General features: G+C 71.0%; 14 protein-coding genes. 11 read left to right on the top strand and 3 right to left on the bottom strand.

From position 1 onward, the window contains the following. Window positions 1–170: 170 nt before the first annotated feature. From BLV96_RS00380 to BLV96_RS00360, 5 genes are all read left to right on the top strand, one after another. Window positions 171–1,196 (top strand): amidohydrolase family protein, encoded by a 1,026-nt coding sequence (locus BLV96_RS00380; protein ID WP_086680789.1) that lies wholly within the window; start codon window positions 171–173, stop codon window positions 1,194–1,196. Beyond that, the gene (locus BLV96_RS00375) at window positions 1,193–2,101 is read left to right on the top strand and encodes an amidohydrolase family protein (RefSeq protein WP_086680787.1); all 909 of its coding nucleotides are present in this window, start codon (window positions 1,193–1,195) and stop codon (window positions 2,099–2,101) included. Before BLV96_RS00380 ends, BLV96_RS00375 begins: the two co-directional genes overlap by 4 nt. A gap of 20 nt (window positions 2,102–2,121) precedes the next feature. After that, the gene (locus tag BLV96_RS00370; protein ID WP_086680785.1) at window positions 2,122–3,477 is read left to right on the top strand and encodes an MFS transporter; all 1,356 of its coding nucleotides are present in this window, start codon (window positions 2,122–2,124) and stop codon (window positions 3,475–3,477) included. A 71-nt stretch (window positions 3,478–3,548) separates the two neighbouring features. Continuing rightward, a complete protein-coding gene (locus tag BLV96_RS51150) occupies window positions 3,549–4,268 on the top strand; it encodes an arsenate reductase/protein-tyrosine-phosphatase family protein (RefSeq protein WP_143050897.1) in 720 nt (239 codons plus the stop codon). Next, window positions 4,265–4,639 carry a VOC family protein gene (locus BLV96_RS00360; RefSeq protein ID WP_086680781.1) on the top strand — a complete coding sequence of 125 codons (375 nt, stop codon included), beginning with the start codon at window positions 4,265–4,267 and terminating at the stop codon, window positions 4,637–4,639. Before BLV96_RS51150 ends, BLV96_RS00360 begins: the two co-directional genes overlap by 4 nt. Here the strand turns inward: BLV96_RS00360 and BLV96_RS00355 are convergent. The 3 genes from BLV96_RS00355 to BLV96_RS00345 are packed head-to-tail and all read right to left on the bottom strand — an operon-like array spanning window position 4,636 to window position 7,047. After that, on the bottom strand, window positions 4,636–5,460 hold the full coding sequence (locus tag BLV96_RS00355; RefSeq protein ID WP_086680779.1) for a carboxymuconolactone decarboxylase family protein: 825 nt from the start codon (window positions 5,458–5,460) through the stop codon (window positions 4,636–4,638). The two genes, BLV96_RS00360 and BLV96_RS00355, sit on opposite strands and share 4 nt — an antisense overlap. Then, window positions 5,460–6,692 (bottom strand): RNA polymerase sigma factor, encoded by a 1,233-nt coding sequence (locus tag BLV96_RS00350; protein WP_086680777.1) that lies wholly within the window; start codon window positions 6,690–6,692, stop codon window positions 5,460–5,462. Before BLV96_RS00350 ends, BLV96_RS00355 begins: the two co-directional genes overlap by 1 nt. After that, window positions 6,685–7,047 (bottom strand): YciI family protein, encoded by a 363-nt coding sequence (locus BLV96_RS00345; RefSeq protein WP_244180071.1) that lies wholly within the window; start codon window positions 7,045–7,047, stop codon window positions 6,685–6,687. Before BLV96_RS00345 ends, BLV96_RS00350 begins: the two co-directional genes overlap by 8 nt. A 230-nt stretch (window positions 7,048–7,277) precedes the next feature. On the opposite strand from BLV96_RS00345, the gene BLV96_RS00340 reads away from it, so the two are divergent. The 6 genes from BLV96_RS00340 to BLV96_RS00315 all read left to right on the top strand — a co-directional run bounded on the left by BLV96_RS00340 (window position 7,278) and on the right by BLV96_RS00315 (window position 13,976). Further along, window positions 7,278–8,450, top strand: coding sequence for a carbohydrate-binding protein (locus tag BLV96_RS00340; protein WP_086680773.1), 1,173 nt, complete (start codon window positions 7,278–7,280; stop codon window positions 8,448–8,450). Window positions 8,451–8,549: 99 nt separating this feature from the next. After that, window positions 8,550–9,830, top strand: coding sequence for an extracellular solute-binding protein (locus BLV96_RS00335; RefSeq protein WP_086680771.1), 1,281 nt, complete (start codon window positions 8,550–8,552; stop codon window positions 9,828–9,830). 72 nt (window positions 9,831–9,902) lie between these two features. Next, the gene (locus tag BLV96_RS00330) at window positions 9,903–10,844 is read left to right on the top strand and encodes a carbohydrate ABC transporter permease (protein ID WP_086680770.1); all 942 of its coding nucleotides are present in this window, start codon (window positions 9,903–9,905) and stop codon (window positions 10,842–10,844) included. Further along, complete coding sequence (locus tag BLV96_RS00325) at window positions 10,841–11,659, top strand: carbohydrate ABC transporter permease (RefSeq protein WP_086680769.1); 819 nt, start codon at window positions 10,841–10,843, stop codon at window positions 11,657–11,659. The genes BLV96_RS00330 and BLV96_RS00325 overlap by 4 nt, the downstream gene beginning before the upstream one ends. Next, complete coding sequence (locus BLV96_RS00320; protein WP_086680767.1) at window positions 11,659–13,182, top strand: beta-N-acetylhexosaminidase; 1,524 nt, start codon at window positions 11,659–11,661, stop codon at window positions 13,180–13,182. The genes BLV96_RS00325 and BLV96_RS00320 overlap by 1 nt, the downstream gene beginning before the upstream one ends. A 95-nt stretch (window positions 13,183–13,277) precedes the next feature. After that, on the top strand, window positions 13,278–13,976 hold the full coding sequence (locus BLV96_RS00315) for a GntR family transcriptional regulator (protein WP_086680765.1): 699 nt from the start codon (window positions 13,278–13,280) through the stop codon (window positions 13,974–13,976). The last annotated feature ends 267 nt before the right edge of the window (window positions 13,977–14,243 follow it).

Raw genomic sequence — 14,243 nt, 5'->3', positions numbered from 1 at the left:
GGTGCGCCGATCCCGGCCCCGGCGGTTCCGCCGAAGTCTCTCACGCGCTCCCCACGCACTCCGCCGAGTCGAACCATCTCAATCAGGTCAATCTCGTCGTAGATATTGTCAACAATTTCATCGACGATTAGTGTGCGAGTATCGAAGCACGGAAGCGACGAGGAACCACCTTGATCATCGATTGCCACGGCCACTACACCACCGCCCCGCCCGCCCTCGCGGCGTGGCGCGACCGGCAGGTCGCGTCCCTGACCGGCGAGGCCGCCGCCCCCGCGCGCGCGGACCTGCGGATCAGCGACGACGAACTGCGCGAGACGATCGAGCCGAACCAGCTGCGCCTGATGGACGAACGCGGCATCGACCTCACGATCTTCTCGCCGCGCGCGTCGTTCATGGCCCACCACGTCGGCGGCTTCGAGACGTCCGCCGAATGGGCGGCCATCTGCAACGAGCTCTGCCACCGCGTCAGCACGCTCTACCCCGAGCGCTTCGCCCCCGCCGCGATGCTCCCGCAGTCGCCGGGCGTCGACCCCGCCACCTGCCTGCCCGAGCTGACCCGCTGCGTCGAGGAGTACGGCGCCGTCGCGCTGAACCTCAACCCCGACCCCAGCGGTGGCCACTGGACGGCGCCGCCGCTCACCGACCGGTCGTGGTACCCGATCTACGAAAAGATGGTCGAATACGACATCCCGGCCATGGTGCACGTCAGCACCAGCGTCAACCCGGCGTTCCACACCACCGGCGCGCACTACCTCAACGCCGACACGACCGCGTTCATGCAGCTCGTGCAGGGCGACCTGTTCACCGACTTTCCGACGCTGCGGCTGGTCATCCCGCACGGCGGCGGCGCGGTGCCCTACCACTGGGGCCGGTTCCGCGGTCTCGCGATGGCGCTGGGCAAACCCGAACTCGAAGAGCACGTGCTGAACAACGTCTACTTCGACACCTGCGTCTACCACCAGCCGGGGTCGGACCTGCTCTTCGACGTCATCCCGGCGCGCAACATCCTGTTCGCGTCCGAGATGATCGGCGCCGTGCGCAGCGTCGACCCGCGCACCGGCCACCACTTCGACGACACCCGCCGGTACGCCGAATCCGCGAAACTGTCCGAAGCGGACTGGGCCGCGATCCGCGAGCACAACGCCCGCGCCGTCTACCCGCGCCTCGACACCCTCCTCAAAGGACAGGGCCGATGACCAAGACACCCGGCTGGCTGGACTGGTACGCCGATCCGTCCACACCGGACTTCCGGCTGCCCGAGGGCACTGTGGACGCACACTGCCACGTCTTCGGCCCGCAGCAAGAGTTCCCGTTCGCGCCCGAACGCAAGTACACGCCGTGCGACGCGAGCAAGGACCAGCTGTTCGCCCTGCGGGACCACCTCGGCGTCACGCGGAACGTCATCGTGCAGGCCACCTGCCACGGCGCGGACAACTCGGCCATGGTCGACGCCGTGCGAGCGGCGGCCGGCCGGGCGCGCGGGATCGCGACCGTCCGCCCCGACGTCAGCGACGAAGAACTCCGCCGACTCGACGAAGCGGGCGTCAAAGGCGTCCGGTTCAACTTCGTGAAACGGCTCGTCGACGCCTCGCCCAAAGAGGACCTGAGCACCATCGCGAAGAAGATCGCGCCGCTCGGCTGGCACGTGGTGCTCTACTTCGAAGCCGCCGACCTGCCCGAGCTCGAGGACTTCTTCGGCGAGCTGCCGGCGCCCCTGGTGATCGACCACATGGGACGCCCGGACGTCACGAAACCCGTCGACGGCCCCGAATTCGCGCGGTTCCTGAAGTTCGTCGACCGCAACGACGTCCACGTGAAGGTGAGCTGTCCCGAGCGCCTCACCGTCACCGGCCCACCGGCCCTCGACGGCGAACGGCACGCGTACACCGACGTCGTGCCCTTCGCCCGGCGCGTCGTGACGGAGTTCCCGGACCGCGTCCTGTGGGGCACCGACTGGCCCCACCCGAACCTGAAGAACCACATGCCCGACGACGGGCTGCTCGTCGACTACATCCCGCACATCGCGGAAACGCACGAGCTGCGGCGGAAGCTGCTCGTCGACAACCCGATGCGCCTCTACTGGCCCGGCGAAACCGCCTGAAACCCCCTGAAGGGCATGCAATGCAGCACGCCAACGCGCTCAACCGGCTGAACAGACTGCCGATTTCGCGGTTCCACAAGATCACCCTGCTCGCCGTCTCGTTCGCCTACTTCTTCGAGTTCGCCGACATCAACAGCTTCGCCACCACCGCGCCCAAGCTGATCAAGCTGTGGGGCGTGACGGTCGACCAGGTCGCTTACGTGACCTCGCTGTCGTTCGTCGGCATGTTCTTCGGCTCGGTCGTCGCGAGCAAGCTCGCCGACCGCTGGGGCCGGAAGAACGCCCTGATGTGGACCACCGTGTGGTTCGGCGTCTTCTCGTTCGCGGCGGTGTTCTCCTGGGACATCGTGTCGCTCGGGGTGTTCCGCATCCTGACCTCGGCCGGGCTTTCGGCGATGACGGTCGTCGCGGTCATCTACGTCAGCGAGCTGTACCCGGCGGCGAGCCGCGGCAAGTACCAGGCGTACGCGATCGTGATCGGCATCTGCGGGACGCCGGTGACGAACCTGATCGCGAGCGCGGTGGTGCCGATCAACTCCTGGTCGTGGCGGCTGGTGTACCTGTGGGGCGCGCTCGGCGTGCTGCTGGTGCTGTTCACGCGGCAGCTGAAGGAATCGCCGCGCTGGTACGAAAGCCGTGGCGAGCACGCCAAGGCGGACGCGGTGCTGCGCGAGATCGAAGAGCGCGTCGCGGCGGAGAAGGGCCCGCTGCCGGAGCCGGCGCCGCCGATCGACGAGGCACCGGTGGGCAAGGCGCCGCTGCGCTTGCTGCTGAAGAAGAAGTACCTGATGCCGACGTTGCTGCTGACGGTCCTGTGGGTGACGCAGACGATCGGCTTCTTCGGCTACTCGAGCTGGGCGCCGACGCTGCTGGCCAAGGAGGGTTTCAGCGTCGAGAAGTCGGTGTTCTACGTGGCGCTGACGACGGTGGGCGCGCCCCTGGGCTCGTACCTGGCGGCGCTGGTGACGGACCGCTTCGAGCGCAAGTGGTGCCTGGTCGCGTTCGGCACGGTGATCGCGCTGTGCGGCCTGTTCTACGGGCTGACGTTCAACCCGATCCTCATCGTGGTGTTCGGGTTCCTGGTGAACCTGTTCGAGCGCGGCTACACGGCGCTGGGGTACGCGTACTCGCCGGAGCTGTTCGACACGCGCGGCCGGTCACTGGGGACGGGCGTGTCGTACGGCCTCGGCCGGCTGTCCAACGCGGTGGGACCGCTGATCGTGGCCGGGTTGTACAACGGGAGCGGGTACCAGAGCGTGTTCCTGTTCATCGCGGGGACGTGGCTGGTGGGCGCGGTGGTGCTGGCGGTGTTCGGCCCGAAGACCCGCGCGGCCCGTCTGCAAGCGACACCCGAAGCCAAGCCGGCCGGGGTCTGAGCCCGAGGACCAGGGCCGCGGCGTATGCGGCGGCCCTGGTCCATCAAGCCCGTTTGATGTATTTTACGACGATGGAGCCGCCCGCGTTCGTCCGGCTGGCCGCCCACCCGCTGCGGTGGGCGCTGCTGACCGCGCTGGCCGGGAACGACCTGCGGGTGCGCGAACTGACCGACCGCCTCGGCCGGCCGCAGAACCTCGTCTCCTACCACCTGCGGCTGCTGCGCGACGGCGGCCTCGTCGCCGCCACGCGCAGCAGCTTCGACGGCCGGGACAGCTACTACCACCTCGACCTCGACCGCTGCGCCACCTCACTGGCCGAGACCGGCGCGGCGCTCCACCCCGCGTTGCGCGGCGAGACCACCCCGGCGCACTACGGACGGATCGCCGTGCTCTTCGTCTGCACCGGCAACAGCGCCCGCTCCCCCATCGCCGAAGCCCTGCTCCACCGGCGCACCGGCGGCAAGGTCGACGTCACCAGCGCCGGGACGCGACCGAAAGCCGCGCTGCACCCCGACACGCTCCGAGTGCTGCGCGACGACTTCGACATCGACCTCGCCGGGCAACGACCGCGGGCCCTCGACGCCTTCGCCGGACGGCGGTTCGACCACGTCGTCACCCTGTGCGACAAGGCCCGCGAAGTCTGTGCCGAGTTCCCGAGCCGCCGCCACTGGAGCCTGGCCGAGCCCACGGGCTACGCCGCGTTCCGGCGGACGGCGGCCGAGATCGACACCCGCGTCCGGCACCTGCTGCCGGATCTCGTTGTGGCGCAAGGCAAGGAGGCCCAGCCGTGACCGAGCAGCTCGCCAGCGTCCGGTACGTCGTGGATGACGTCCCGGCCGCCCTCGACTTCTACACCACCCACCTGGGCTTCACCGTGCGCATGAGCGCCGCGCCCGCGTTCGCCGACGTCGTCCGCGGGCCGCTGCGGCTGCTGCTCTCGGGACCCGCCAGTTCCGGCGCCCGCGCCACCCCCGCCGACGCCGCGGCCGCCGGGCGCAACCGGATCCACCTCGTCGTCCCCGACCTCGACGCCGAGATCACGCGGCTCAGCCAGGAAGGCCTCACCTTCCGCGGGGACGTAGTCGCCGGGCCCGGCGGACGGCAGATCCTGCTGGCCGACCCGGCCGACAACCTCGTCGAGCTGTTCGAGTCCGCCCGCTAAGCCCGGAGCGCGGCGTGGCCGGCGTCGAAACTGCGCAACGCCGCGCCCACCGCCGCGGCCACCGTGACCTCGAAAACCTCGTCCTCACCGCACCCGGCGGCGAGCAGGGCGCGGACGTCGTCGTCGCTCACCCGGTGCGACGCCTCGCGGACCAACGCCACATAACCGCCCCACGGCGACGGCAGCCCCTCCCCCGCGCCGGCCGCCCGCCGCAGGTCGGGGCTCGTGTGCGCGGGCTGGTCGAAGACGCTCGCGCGGAGGTCGTCCGGGCCGTCGGCGAGCAGGAAACCCGGGAACCGGTAGCCGGCGCGGTGCAGGGCGCGCGTGCCCGTCTTCAGCTGCCCGTCGAGCAGCTCGAAGCCGAACGCGTTCGCGAGCCGGTTGACGATGTTCCACACCAGGTTGACGTCCAGTGCCTGCGCCACGGCGTGCGCGGGCAGGTCGCGCAGCGGCGCGGTGTCGAGGTCGGCGTCGCGCGAGACGTCTTCGACAAACCTCTGCGCGGCAAGCAGTTCCGGCCGGGGGTCGAGGTCGCCGCCGCCGGCGACGCGCACCAGTTCGGCGTGCGTGACCGCGCAGAACGGGCACTCGTGCACCTTCGCCGTGCTCAGCGCGAGGTACTCGCGCTCGGCGGCGGTCCAGTACGACTCGCCGCGCATCGCGGGCGCGGTCAGGTCCAGCAGCGGCCGGGTCAGGAAGCCCGGCCGGTACAGCAGCAGTTTGACGATGTCGGGGCTCGTCACGCCGGAGAGCTTTCCGGTGACGGTCATGAAGAGCCGGGCCCGGCGGCGGTGGCCGGTGTCCAGGACGGACAGTCGCATCAGGACTCCAGTTCGTGCAGGCGGCGGTCGAGGAAACGGTGGTCGGCGGGGGCTTCGGCCAGCTCGCGCGCCCGGCGGTACGCGGCGACGGCGTCTTCGGAACGGCCGAGGCGGCGCAGCAGGTCCGCGCGGGCGGCGTGCCAGAGGTGGTAGCGGTCGAGGCCGTCGATCGTGTCGAGCAGCCTCAAGCCGTCCTCGGGACCGGACGCCATCGCGACGGCCACGGCGTGGTTGAGCGCGACCACGGGTGACGGCGCGAGCGTCCGCAGCTGCGCGTAGAGCGCGGCGATGCGCGCCCAGTCGGTGTCGGCGGCGACGCGGGCCTGCGCGTGCTGGGCCGCGATCGCCGCCTGCAGCTGGTACTGCCCGACCGTCCCGTGGCGCAGCGCCCGCCCGAGCACGCCGAACGCCTCGGCGATCTCGGCCCGGTCCCACCGTCCGCGGTCTTGGTCTTCGAGCAGGACGACGTCGCCGCCGGGTGTGTAGCGGGCGGCCGAGCGCGAGTCCTGCAGCAGGAGCAGCGCGACCAGGCCGAGCGCCTCCGGCTCGTCCGGCATCAACGCGGCCAGCAGCTTCGCCAGCCGGATCGCCTCGCGCCGCAGCTCCGCCGGCTCGTCCCGCCCGGACGGCGACGCGTAACCCCGCGTGAAGACGAGGTAGATCACCGCGAGGACGCCGTCGAGGCGGTCAGGCAGCAGGTGGTCCGGCGGGACATTCAGCGAGATGCCCGCGTCGCGGATCTTGCGTTTCGCGCGCACGAGCCGCTGCGCCAGCGCCGGCTCGGCGACGAGGAACAGCCGGGCGATCTGGGCGGCGGTCAGGCCCGCGACCGCCTGCAGCGTCAGCGCGACCCGGGCGTCTTCGGCCAGGGCCGGGTGGCAGCAGGTGAAGAGCAGGCTCAGCCGGTCGTCGCCGACCTCGGCGAGCCGGTCGTCGGGCAGGCGCACGGTGGTCACCCCGCTTTCCCCGGCCGCGACCTCGGCCAGCTTGGCCCGGCCGACGCGGGCGCGGCGGATCCGGTCGACGGCGCTGTTGCGCGCCGCGGTCAGCAGCCAGGCCGCGGGGTCGTCCGGGATCGCGGCGTCCCACGTCCGCAGCGCCCGCGCGACCGCGTCCTGCAGGGCGTCTTCGGCGAGTTCGAAGTCGCCGAGCACCCGGACCAGCGCAGCGAGCAGCCGGGCGCGGTCGGCGCGGTAGACGCGTTCGACGGCACCGGCCGCCCGCTCAGCCACGGGCGGCGCGGTGGTCCAGCCCGGGCACGCCGGCGACCGGGCGGACCTCGACGGACCCCTGGGCGGCCATCGGGCACAGCGCGGCCAGCTCCAGGGCTTCGTCGAGGTCGCGGCAGTCGAACACGTAGACGCCGCCGAGGTGTTCGTGGGTCTCGGTGAAGGGTCCGTCGGTGATGAGCGTCCGGCCCTCCTGCACGGTCACCGTCGTAGCGGTGTGTTCGCCCTGCAGCGGGTGGCCGGAGACGAAGACCCCGCGGCGGCGGCACTCGTCGGCGAAGGCGTTGACGGCGGCGAGTGCCTCCTCGAACCCGGGATCGCCCGGCTCGGGGCGGTCGCAGTTGTAGATCAGCAGCATGTAGAGCACGAGCGCTCCTTCGTCCGGCGTCGGTCGAAGAGGATGACGAACGGGACGACGGTAACTCGACAGGCCCCGCGAGACCCGCCGAAATCCGCTCGCGAAATTACCAAAGGTAAGTTCTGTCGCCATCTTGACTTTACCAATGGTCAGGAGGAGAGTCCTCGCCACCTGATTCGTCTAGACCAATCAGCGAGCTCCGGCGGACGGCCATCCTCAGGAGGAGACCCATGTCCCGCAGAACCCGGACCACCACCGCAGTCCTCACGAGCGCCGCGACCGTGGCCGCGACGGCCCTGATCCTCTCCGGCGGGGCCGCCGCGAGCCCGACGGCCGCGGCGGCCGCCGACTGCGGGGTGCTGTTCGACGACTTCCACTACAACGCCCCGACCGATTCCGCCTTCAGCGGCGCCGGCTGGACCACGCGCAACGACGTCGGCAGCCCCGGCGTGGCGGGCGCGCGGTGGCTCACCAGCAACGTCACCTTCCCGACGGTGAACGGCGAGCGCGTCGCCCAGCTCGCCGCCAGCACCGACGGCAGCGCGGCCGGCACCACGCATTCCGAGATGTACCAGAACCAGCTGCGGTTCCTCGACGGGACATACGCGAGCCGGGTCCGCTTCACCGACGCGCCGGACAGCGGCACGGACGGCGACCACGTCAACGAAACGTACTTCACCATCTCGCCGCTGCGGTACGACCGCGACCCGCTCTACAGCGAGCTGGACTTCTCGGAATACCTGCCCAACGGCGGCTGGGGCGGCCCGACGGCCGACTACCAGACCAGCTGGTACACCTACTGGAACAACCCGACGTGGGACGGCCTGCGCACGTCCACCGCGCAGAACCGCAGTTTCGCGGGCTGGCACGACATCGTCACGCAGGTGTCGGGCGGGCACGTGAAGTACTTCATCGACGGCGTCCAGACCGCCGACCACACGACCGACGCGCAGGGCAACCCGGTGTACCCGCGGACGCCGATGTCGATCAACTACAACATGTGGTTCATCGACACGGCCGGGCACACGAGCGGCACCAGCGTCTACACCGAACAGGTCGACTGGACGTACTACGCGGGCAACCAGGTGGTGTCGCCGGCGGACGCCGTCGCCCGCGCGGGTTCCTACCGGACGGCCGGAACGTCCCATGTGGACACGGTGAACGGGTGCACCACGCCGACCACTCCGCCGGCGACCACTCCGACCAAGCCGACGACGCCGACCACGCCCACCACGCCTTCGCAGCCGGCCAACTGCTCGACGGCGGCGGAATGGGACTGGGGCACGGTGTACCTCGGCGGCCAGCGGGTGAAGCACAACGCGCACCTCTGGCAGGCCAACTGGTGGACCCAGGGATCCGAGCCCGGGCTCACCGCCCAGTGGGCCGACCTCGGCCACTGCTGAAGTCCGGCCGCGGCCCGGGTCAACGGGACCAACCCGGGCCGCGGCCTCCCACGGCTAGCTCCCCCACCACCCCACCCACTTCACTCTTCGGGAACTCCCATGCGCAGACGCACCTTCGCCGCCGCCCTGGCCGTCGCCGCCGTGACCGCCACCGCCGCCTGCGGTACCGATACCCCTGCCCCCGCCGCCGCCCAAGGCGGGCAGCTGACCGTCTGGCTGATGAACGGCGACCTGTCCGACAAGGCCACCGCGGCGATCAACGCCGCCTTCGAAAAGGCCACCGGCGCGAAGGTCACCGTGCAGATCCAGGAGTGGGACAACATCAACACCAAGATCAGCACCGCCCTCGCGCAGGACAACACGCCCGACGTCATCGAGATCGGCAACACCGACGTCCCGCTCTTCGCCGCCAACGGCGCCCTCACCGACCTGAACCCGCACCGCGACGAGCTCGCCGCCGGGCAGACCTGGCTGCCCGGCCTCGCCGGTCCGGCCACTGTGGACGGACACGTCTACGGCGCCCCGCTGTTCGCCGGGAACCGTGCGGTCATCTACGACAAGCAGGTCTGGGCCGACGCCGGGATCACCGCTGCACCCAAGACGTTCACCGAGCTCACGCAGGACCTCGACAAGATCAAGGCCAAGCACCCCGCCGCCGACTACTCGGCCTTCCACTTCCCCGGCAAGTACTGGTTCGGCGCGCTGCAGTTCGTCTGGGACGCCGGCGGCCAGATCGCCACGCAGAAGGACGGCAAGTGGGCCGGCGCGCTCGAGAGCCCCGAGGCGCAGAAGGGCCTGCAGGCCTGGAAGGACTTCCAGAACGCCTACTCCTCCCCCGCCTCCCGCAACGTCGACACGAAAGCCCCCGACCAGGCCGCCATCTTCTCCTCCGGCGGCGCCGGCGCGATCCTCGACACGAGCGTCAACACCGTCGTCAAGAACAAGCCGGAGCTGAAGGACCGCCTCGGCACCTTCCCGTTCCCCAGCGCCACGCCCGGCAGGACGCAGCCGGTGTTCCTCGGCGGCTCGGACCTCGCGATCGCGGCCAAGAGCCGCAACTCCGACCTCGCCCTGGCCTACCTCAAGGCCGCGACCGACCCCGCCGTCCAGCGCGACGCGATCGTCGGCATCGACGGCTGGACCCCCATCTCCACCGAGCTGATCGACCGGATCACGCCCACCCTGCCGCCCGTCAACGCCGCCTTCGCGACCGCGGCCAAGACCAGCGTCGCGACGCCGGCCGCGCCCGGCTGGGCGACCATCGAGAGCGACAAGTCGATCAACACCTTCTTCGCGGACATCGCCACCGGGCGGCGGCCGATCGCCGACGCCGCCAAGGACTTCGACGCTCACCTGACCGAGGCGCTGAACGCCCGCTGACCGGCGGGGTGGCCCGGCCGACTGCCGTCCCCAACCGGGCCACCCCGCCCCTTTTCCCGCGAAGGAGTCCTCGTGTTGCTGGAGAAAGCTCCGCCCGAAGCCGCGCCGAGACCGGTCACGCCACGCCGGCGCCGCTCGCTGCTCCCGTACGGCCTGCTGCTGCCCGCGACCGTCCTCTTGGGACTCGTCCTGGGCTACCCGCTGGTGCGCCTGATCGTCATTTCGCTGCAGCAGTACAGCCTGCGGTCGCTGTTCACCGGCACGACGTCCTTCGCGGGACTGGACAACTACGCCGCCGTCCTCGGCGACGACCAACTCCTCCCGGTCCTCGCCCGCAGCATCGGGTTCTGCGCGGCCCTGGTCACCGGCACGCTCGTCATCGGCTTCGGCGTCGCGCTGCTCCTGCAACGTCTCGGCCGCGGCATGCGCACGGCCGTCACGCTCTGCCTGATCGCCGCGTGGGCCCTGCCGAACGTGGCGTCCACCTTGGTCTGGCAGTGGCTCTTCCAGCCCGGTTACGGCGTGGTCAACTGGCTGCTCAGCCAGGTCGGCTTCGGCGACCTCACCCAGCACGACTGGACGACGTCCCCGGCGTCGGCGTTCACGCTCGTCTGGCTGCTCGTCGTCTGGCAGTCCGTGCCGTTCGTCGCGCTCACGCTCTACGCGGGCCTGTCGCAGATCCCGCGGTCCTACTACGAAGCCGCCGCGCTCGACGGCGCCGGTCCGTGGCGGGTGCACCGCACCATCACGTTCCCGTTCCTGCAGCCGATCCTCGGCCTGGTCACCATCCTCTCGGTGATCTGGGACTTCACCGTGTTCAACCAGATCTGGATCCTGACCCAGGGCGGGCCGAACGACGGCACGACGACCCTGGGCATCTGGACGTTCACCCGGGCGTTCAGCCGCAACGACTTCGGGCAGGGCGCGGCGATCGCCGTCGTCTCGGTCGCGCTGCTCGTCGGCCTGACGGCCGTGTACGTGCGCCGGCTCGTCCGCTCCGGGGAGGACCTGTGATCCGGCGGATCGGCCGGAACCTCACGGCCGCCCTCTTCTGCCTGGTGTGGATCTTCCCGGTCTACTGGATGGTGCTCACGGCGTTCAAGCCCGCGGGCAAGATCCTCCAGCCGACGCCGGAGTTCCTGCCGTTCGACCTCACCTTCGACAACTTCGCCGACGCCCTCGCCAAGCCCGGGTTCGTGCAGGACCTCGTCAACAGCGTCGTGGTCGTCGTCGCGGTGGTCGCACTGTCCATCGTGGTCGCTTTCCTGGCCGCGACGGCGTTGACGCGCTTCCGGTTCTTCGGCCGCCGCGGCTTCCTCGTCGGCGTGCTGGTGCTGCAGATGGTGCCGGTGCCCGCGCTGGTCATCCCGCTGTTCCTCGGGCTCAAGAGCGCGCACCTGCTGGACACGCTGTTCGGGCTGGTCCTGACCTACGTGGCGCTCGTGCTGCCGTTCACGATCTGGACGTTGCGCGGCTTCCTGCACGGCATCCCGGTCGAACTCGAGGAGGCGGCGATGGTCGACGGCGCGACCCGCGCGCGCGTCATGCGCTCGGTCCTGCTGCCGCTGGTCCTGCCCGGGCTGATCGCGACCAGCGTGTTCGCGTTCATCACGGCGTGGAACGACTTCCTCTTCGCGTACGTGATCATGAAGGACAGTTCGGGCTACACGCTGCCGGTGTGGCTGGTGTCGTTCAGCACGAGCACCGGTACCGACTACGGCGGCCTGATCGCGGCCTCGACGCTGTTCGCGCTGCCCGTCGTCGTCTTCTTCGCGCTCGTGCAGCGCCACCTGGTCGAAGGCATGACCGCGGGCGCGGTGAAGGGCTGATGATCATCCCCCACCCCGCGCGGCTGACGCGCCGCGCCGGTTCCTTCGCGCCCGCCGGCGGCCTGCGCGTCCTGGCCGGGCGCGGCACCGAGCGCGTCGCGCGGCTGCTCGCCGGCTACCTGCCCCGGCCGTCGATCCACAGTGGACCGGCGATCCGCCTCGACCTCGTGCCCGACGGCAACCACGGGCCGGAGGGCTACGAACTCGACGTCACGCCGACGGGTGCGCTCCTGACCGCGTCGGCCGAAGCGGGGCTGCGCAACGGCGTGCAGACTCTGCGCCAGCTGGTGCCGCTGCACGGGCCGCCGCGGCTGCCGTGCCTGCACGTCCGCGACGCGCCCCGGCTGCCGTGGCGCGGGATGCTGCTCGACGTCGCCCGGCACTTCATGCCACTGGAGTTCCTGCGCGAGTTCGTCGACCTGCTGGCGCTGCACAAGTACAACGTCCTGCACCTGCACCTGACCGACGACCAGGGCTGGCGGATCGAGATCGACGGCCGGCCGCGGCTCACCGAAATCGGCGCGTGGCGGACGGAGTCGATGGTCGGCGCGGCCGGCAGCGACGTCTACGACGGTGTCCCCCACGGCGGCTTCTACACCCAGCGCGAGCTGCGCGAACTCGTCGCGTTCGCGGCCGAGCGCGGCGTGCGGGTCGTGCCGGAGATCGACCTGCCCGGGCACATGCGCGCGGCCCTGGCCGCCTACCCCGAGCTGGGCAACCGGCCGGACGTGCGGCTGCCGGTGTGGACCGCGTGGGGCATCAGCCCGGACATCCTCGGCGTCCACGACGGCGCGTTCGCCTTCTGCCGCGAGGTCCTCGCGCAGGTCGCGGACGTCTTCCCGGCGCGGCACCTGCACATCGGCGGCGACGAGTGCCCGACGACGCAGTGGGCGTCGAGCCCCCTCGCGCGGGCCAAGGCCGCCGAGCTCGAGCTGACCGACACCGCCGAGCTGCACCCGTGGTTCCTGACCGAGCTGCACGGGTTCCTCACCGGACTCGGCCGGCAGGCCGTGTGCTGGGACGAGACCGGCCACACCGCGGGCCGGCTGCCACCGGACCTGGTCGTCACGGCCTGGCGAGACGCCGCGCACGGCGCCCTCGCCGTGGCCCGCGGGCACCAGGTGATCATGGCGCCGCACACGTCGACGTACTTCGACTACCGGCAGAGCGAGGAACCGGGCGAACCGCCGCGCGCCGACGTCACGACACTCCGGGACGTCTACCGCTTCGACCCCCTGGCGGGCGGGCTCCCGGTCAGCGACGGGACGCGGCCCGGGGTGCTCGGCACGCAGGCCCAGCTGTGGACCGAGCACGCGCCGACCCCCGACCACGTCCGCCACCTGGCGTTCCCGCGGCTGTGCGCGCTCGCCGAACGCGCCTGGTCGCCGCCGGCGCGCGGTTATGCTGAATTCCAGGAGCGCCTGACCGGTCACCTCGAGCGGCTGCGTGCCCTGGACGCCCTGCCCAAGGAGCGCGTCCGGTTCGCCGGGGCGCTCGGAGTACCCAGGAAGACGGTGCCTTGACCGCTGAGCCATCAGGGGCTCCGCTCCAAGCCGGGGGCTCCGCCCCCCGAGGCCCCCGAAAAGAAGGTGGCGAGCCGGCGGACCGCCCGCCCACCGTGAAGCGCGACCGCGTCCGGCGGCACCTGCTCAAGGTGATCGAGAACGCCGGCCCCGGCACCGGGCTGGCCTCGGAACGCGACCTGGCCGCGGAGCTGGGCGTGTCCCGCCCGACCGTCCGGGCGGCGATCGACGAGCTGACGCGCACCGGGCTGCTGGTGCGCCAGCGCGGGCGCGGGACGTTCACGAGCCCGCACAAGGTGACCCAGGAACTGGCCACGGGGCTCGCCGTTCCGCCCGCGGAAGGGCACTGGACCAGCCGGGTGGTCGCGTTCGCGGTCTCCCCGGCCCCCCGGTCCTTGGCGGCCGACCTCGAACTCGAGCCGGGAACGCCGGTGCTGCGCGTGACGCGGGTCCGGCACGTCGACGACGAGCCGATCGCGATCGAACAGCTGGCGCTGCCGGCGTCGGTGGCCCCGGGACTCGCCGTCGCGGACCTGGAATCGGGCAACTTCTACCGGCTGCTGCGGGAGCGGTTCGGGATCGTGGTGTCGGACGCGGTGCAGACTATCGAGCCGGCGGTGACCAACCCGGAGCAGGCCGAACTGCTCGAGATCGCGGTGTACGCGCCGATCCTGCACATCGAGCGGCTCACCCGCGACGCCACGGGCCGGGTCGTGGAGCTGACGCGATCGGTGTACCGGGGCGACCGCTACCGGATCACGTCGAAACTCCGCTTCGACGCGGAATCCGGCTGAGCGCATTCGGAAAATAGATCATCACCGGGGTGGAATCACGCCGGTTTTCGCGACCGGCCATTACCCGATCGAGTGACAGCGGGACGGCATCCGGGTGACCGGTCACCGGGAAACCCCTTGTCGCAGCAGGTGTCCGTTGTTTCGCATCGGTAACGAACTGCGCTGTTGGCTTCGCCTTTCTGGCGCCCGGGTGAGACACCTTCAACGCACTCCCGGCACGGCATAGGATTTTCCTTCGGCCGGGAAAACGATTCCCGGAATCCACTT

The sequence above is a fragment of the Amycolatopsis pretoriensis genome, from assembly GCF_900107925.1.
GTDB classification, from domain to species: Bacteria; Actinomycetota; Actinomycetes; order Mycobacteriales; family Pseudonocardiaceae; genus Amycolatopsis; species Amycolatopsis pretoriensis.
The sequence above is the reverse complement of the archived record's forward strand: the minus strand, read 5'-3'. Positions and strand labels throughout refer to the sequence as shown.

What these genes read in the sequence shown, in the direction of transcription:
- BLV96_RS00355 (WP_086680779.1), bottom strand. Translation starts at nt 5,460, where the DNA reads ATGCGACTGTCCGTCCTGGACACCGGCCACCGCCGCCGGGCCCGGCTC.
- BLV96_RS00370 (WP_086680785.1), top strand. Translation starts at nt 2,122, where the DNA reads ATGCAGCACGCCAACGCGCTCAACCGGCTGAACAGACTGCCGATTTCG.
- BLV96_RS00345 (WP_244180071.1), bottom strand. Translation starts at nt 7,047, where the DNA reads ATGCTGCTGATCTACAACTGCGACCGCCCCGAGCCGGGCGATCCCGGG.
- BLV96_RS00320 (WP_086680767.1), top strand. Translation starts at nt 11,659, where the DNA reads ATGATCATCCCCCACCCCGCGCGGCTGACGCGCCGCGCCGGTTCCTTC.
- BLV96_RS51150 (WP_143050897.1), top strand. Translation starts at nt 3,549, where the DNA reads ATGGAGCCGCCCGCGTTCGTCCGGCTGGCCGCCCACCCGCTGCGGTGG.
- BLV96_RS00375 (WP_086680787.1), top strand. Translation starts at nt 1,193, where the DNA reads ATGACCAAGACACCCGGCTGGCTGGACTGGTACGCCGATCCGTCCACA.
- BLV96_RS00340 (WP_086680773.1), top strand. Translation starts at nt 7,278, where the DNA reads ATGTCCCGCAGAACCCGGACCACCACCGCAGTCCTCACGAGCGCCGCG.
- BLV96_RS00335 (WP_086680771.1), top strand. Translation starts at nt 8,550, where the DNA reads ATGCGCAGACGCACCTTCGCCGCCGCCCTGGCCGTCGCCGCCGTGACC.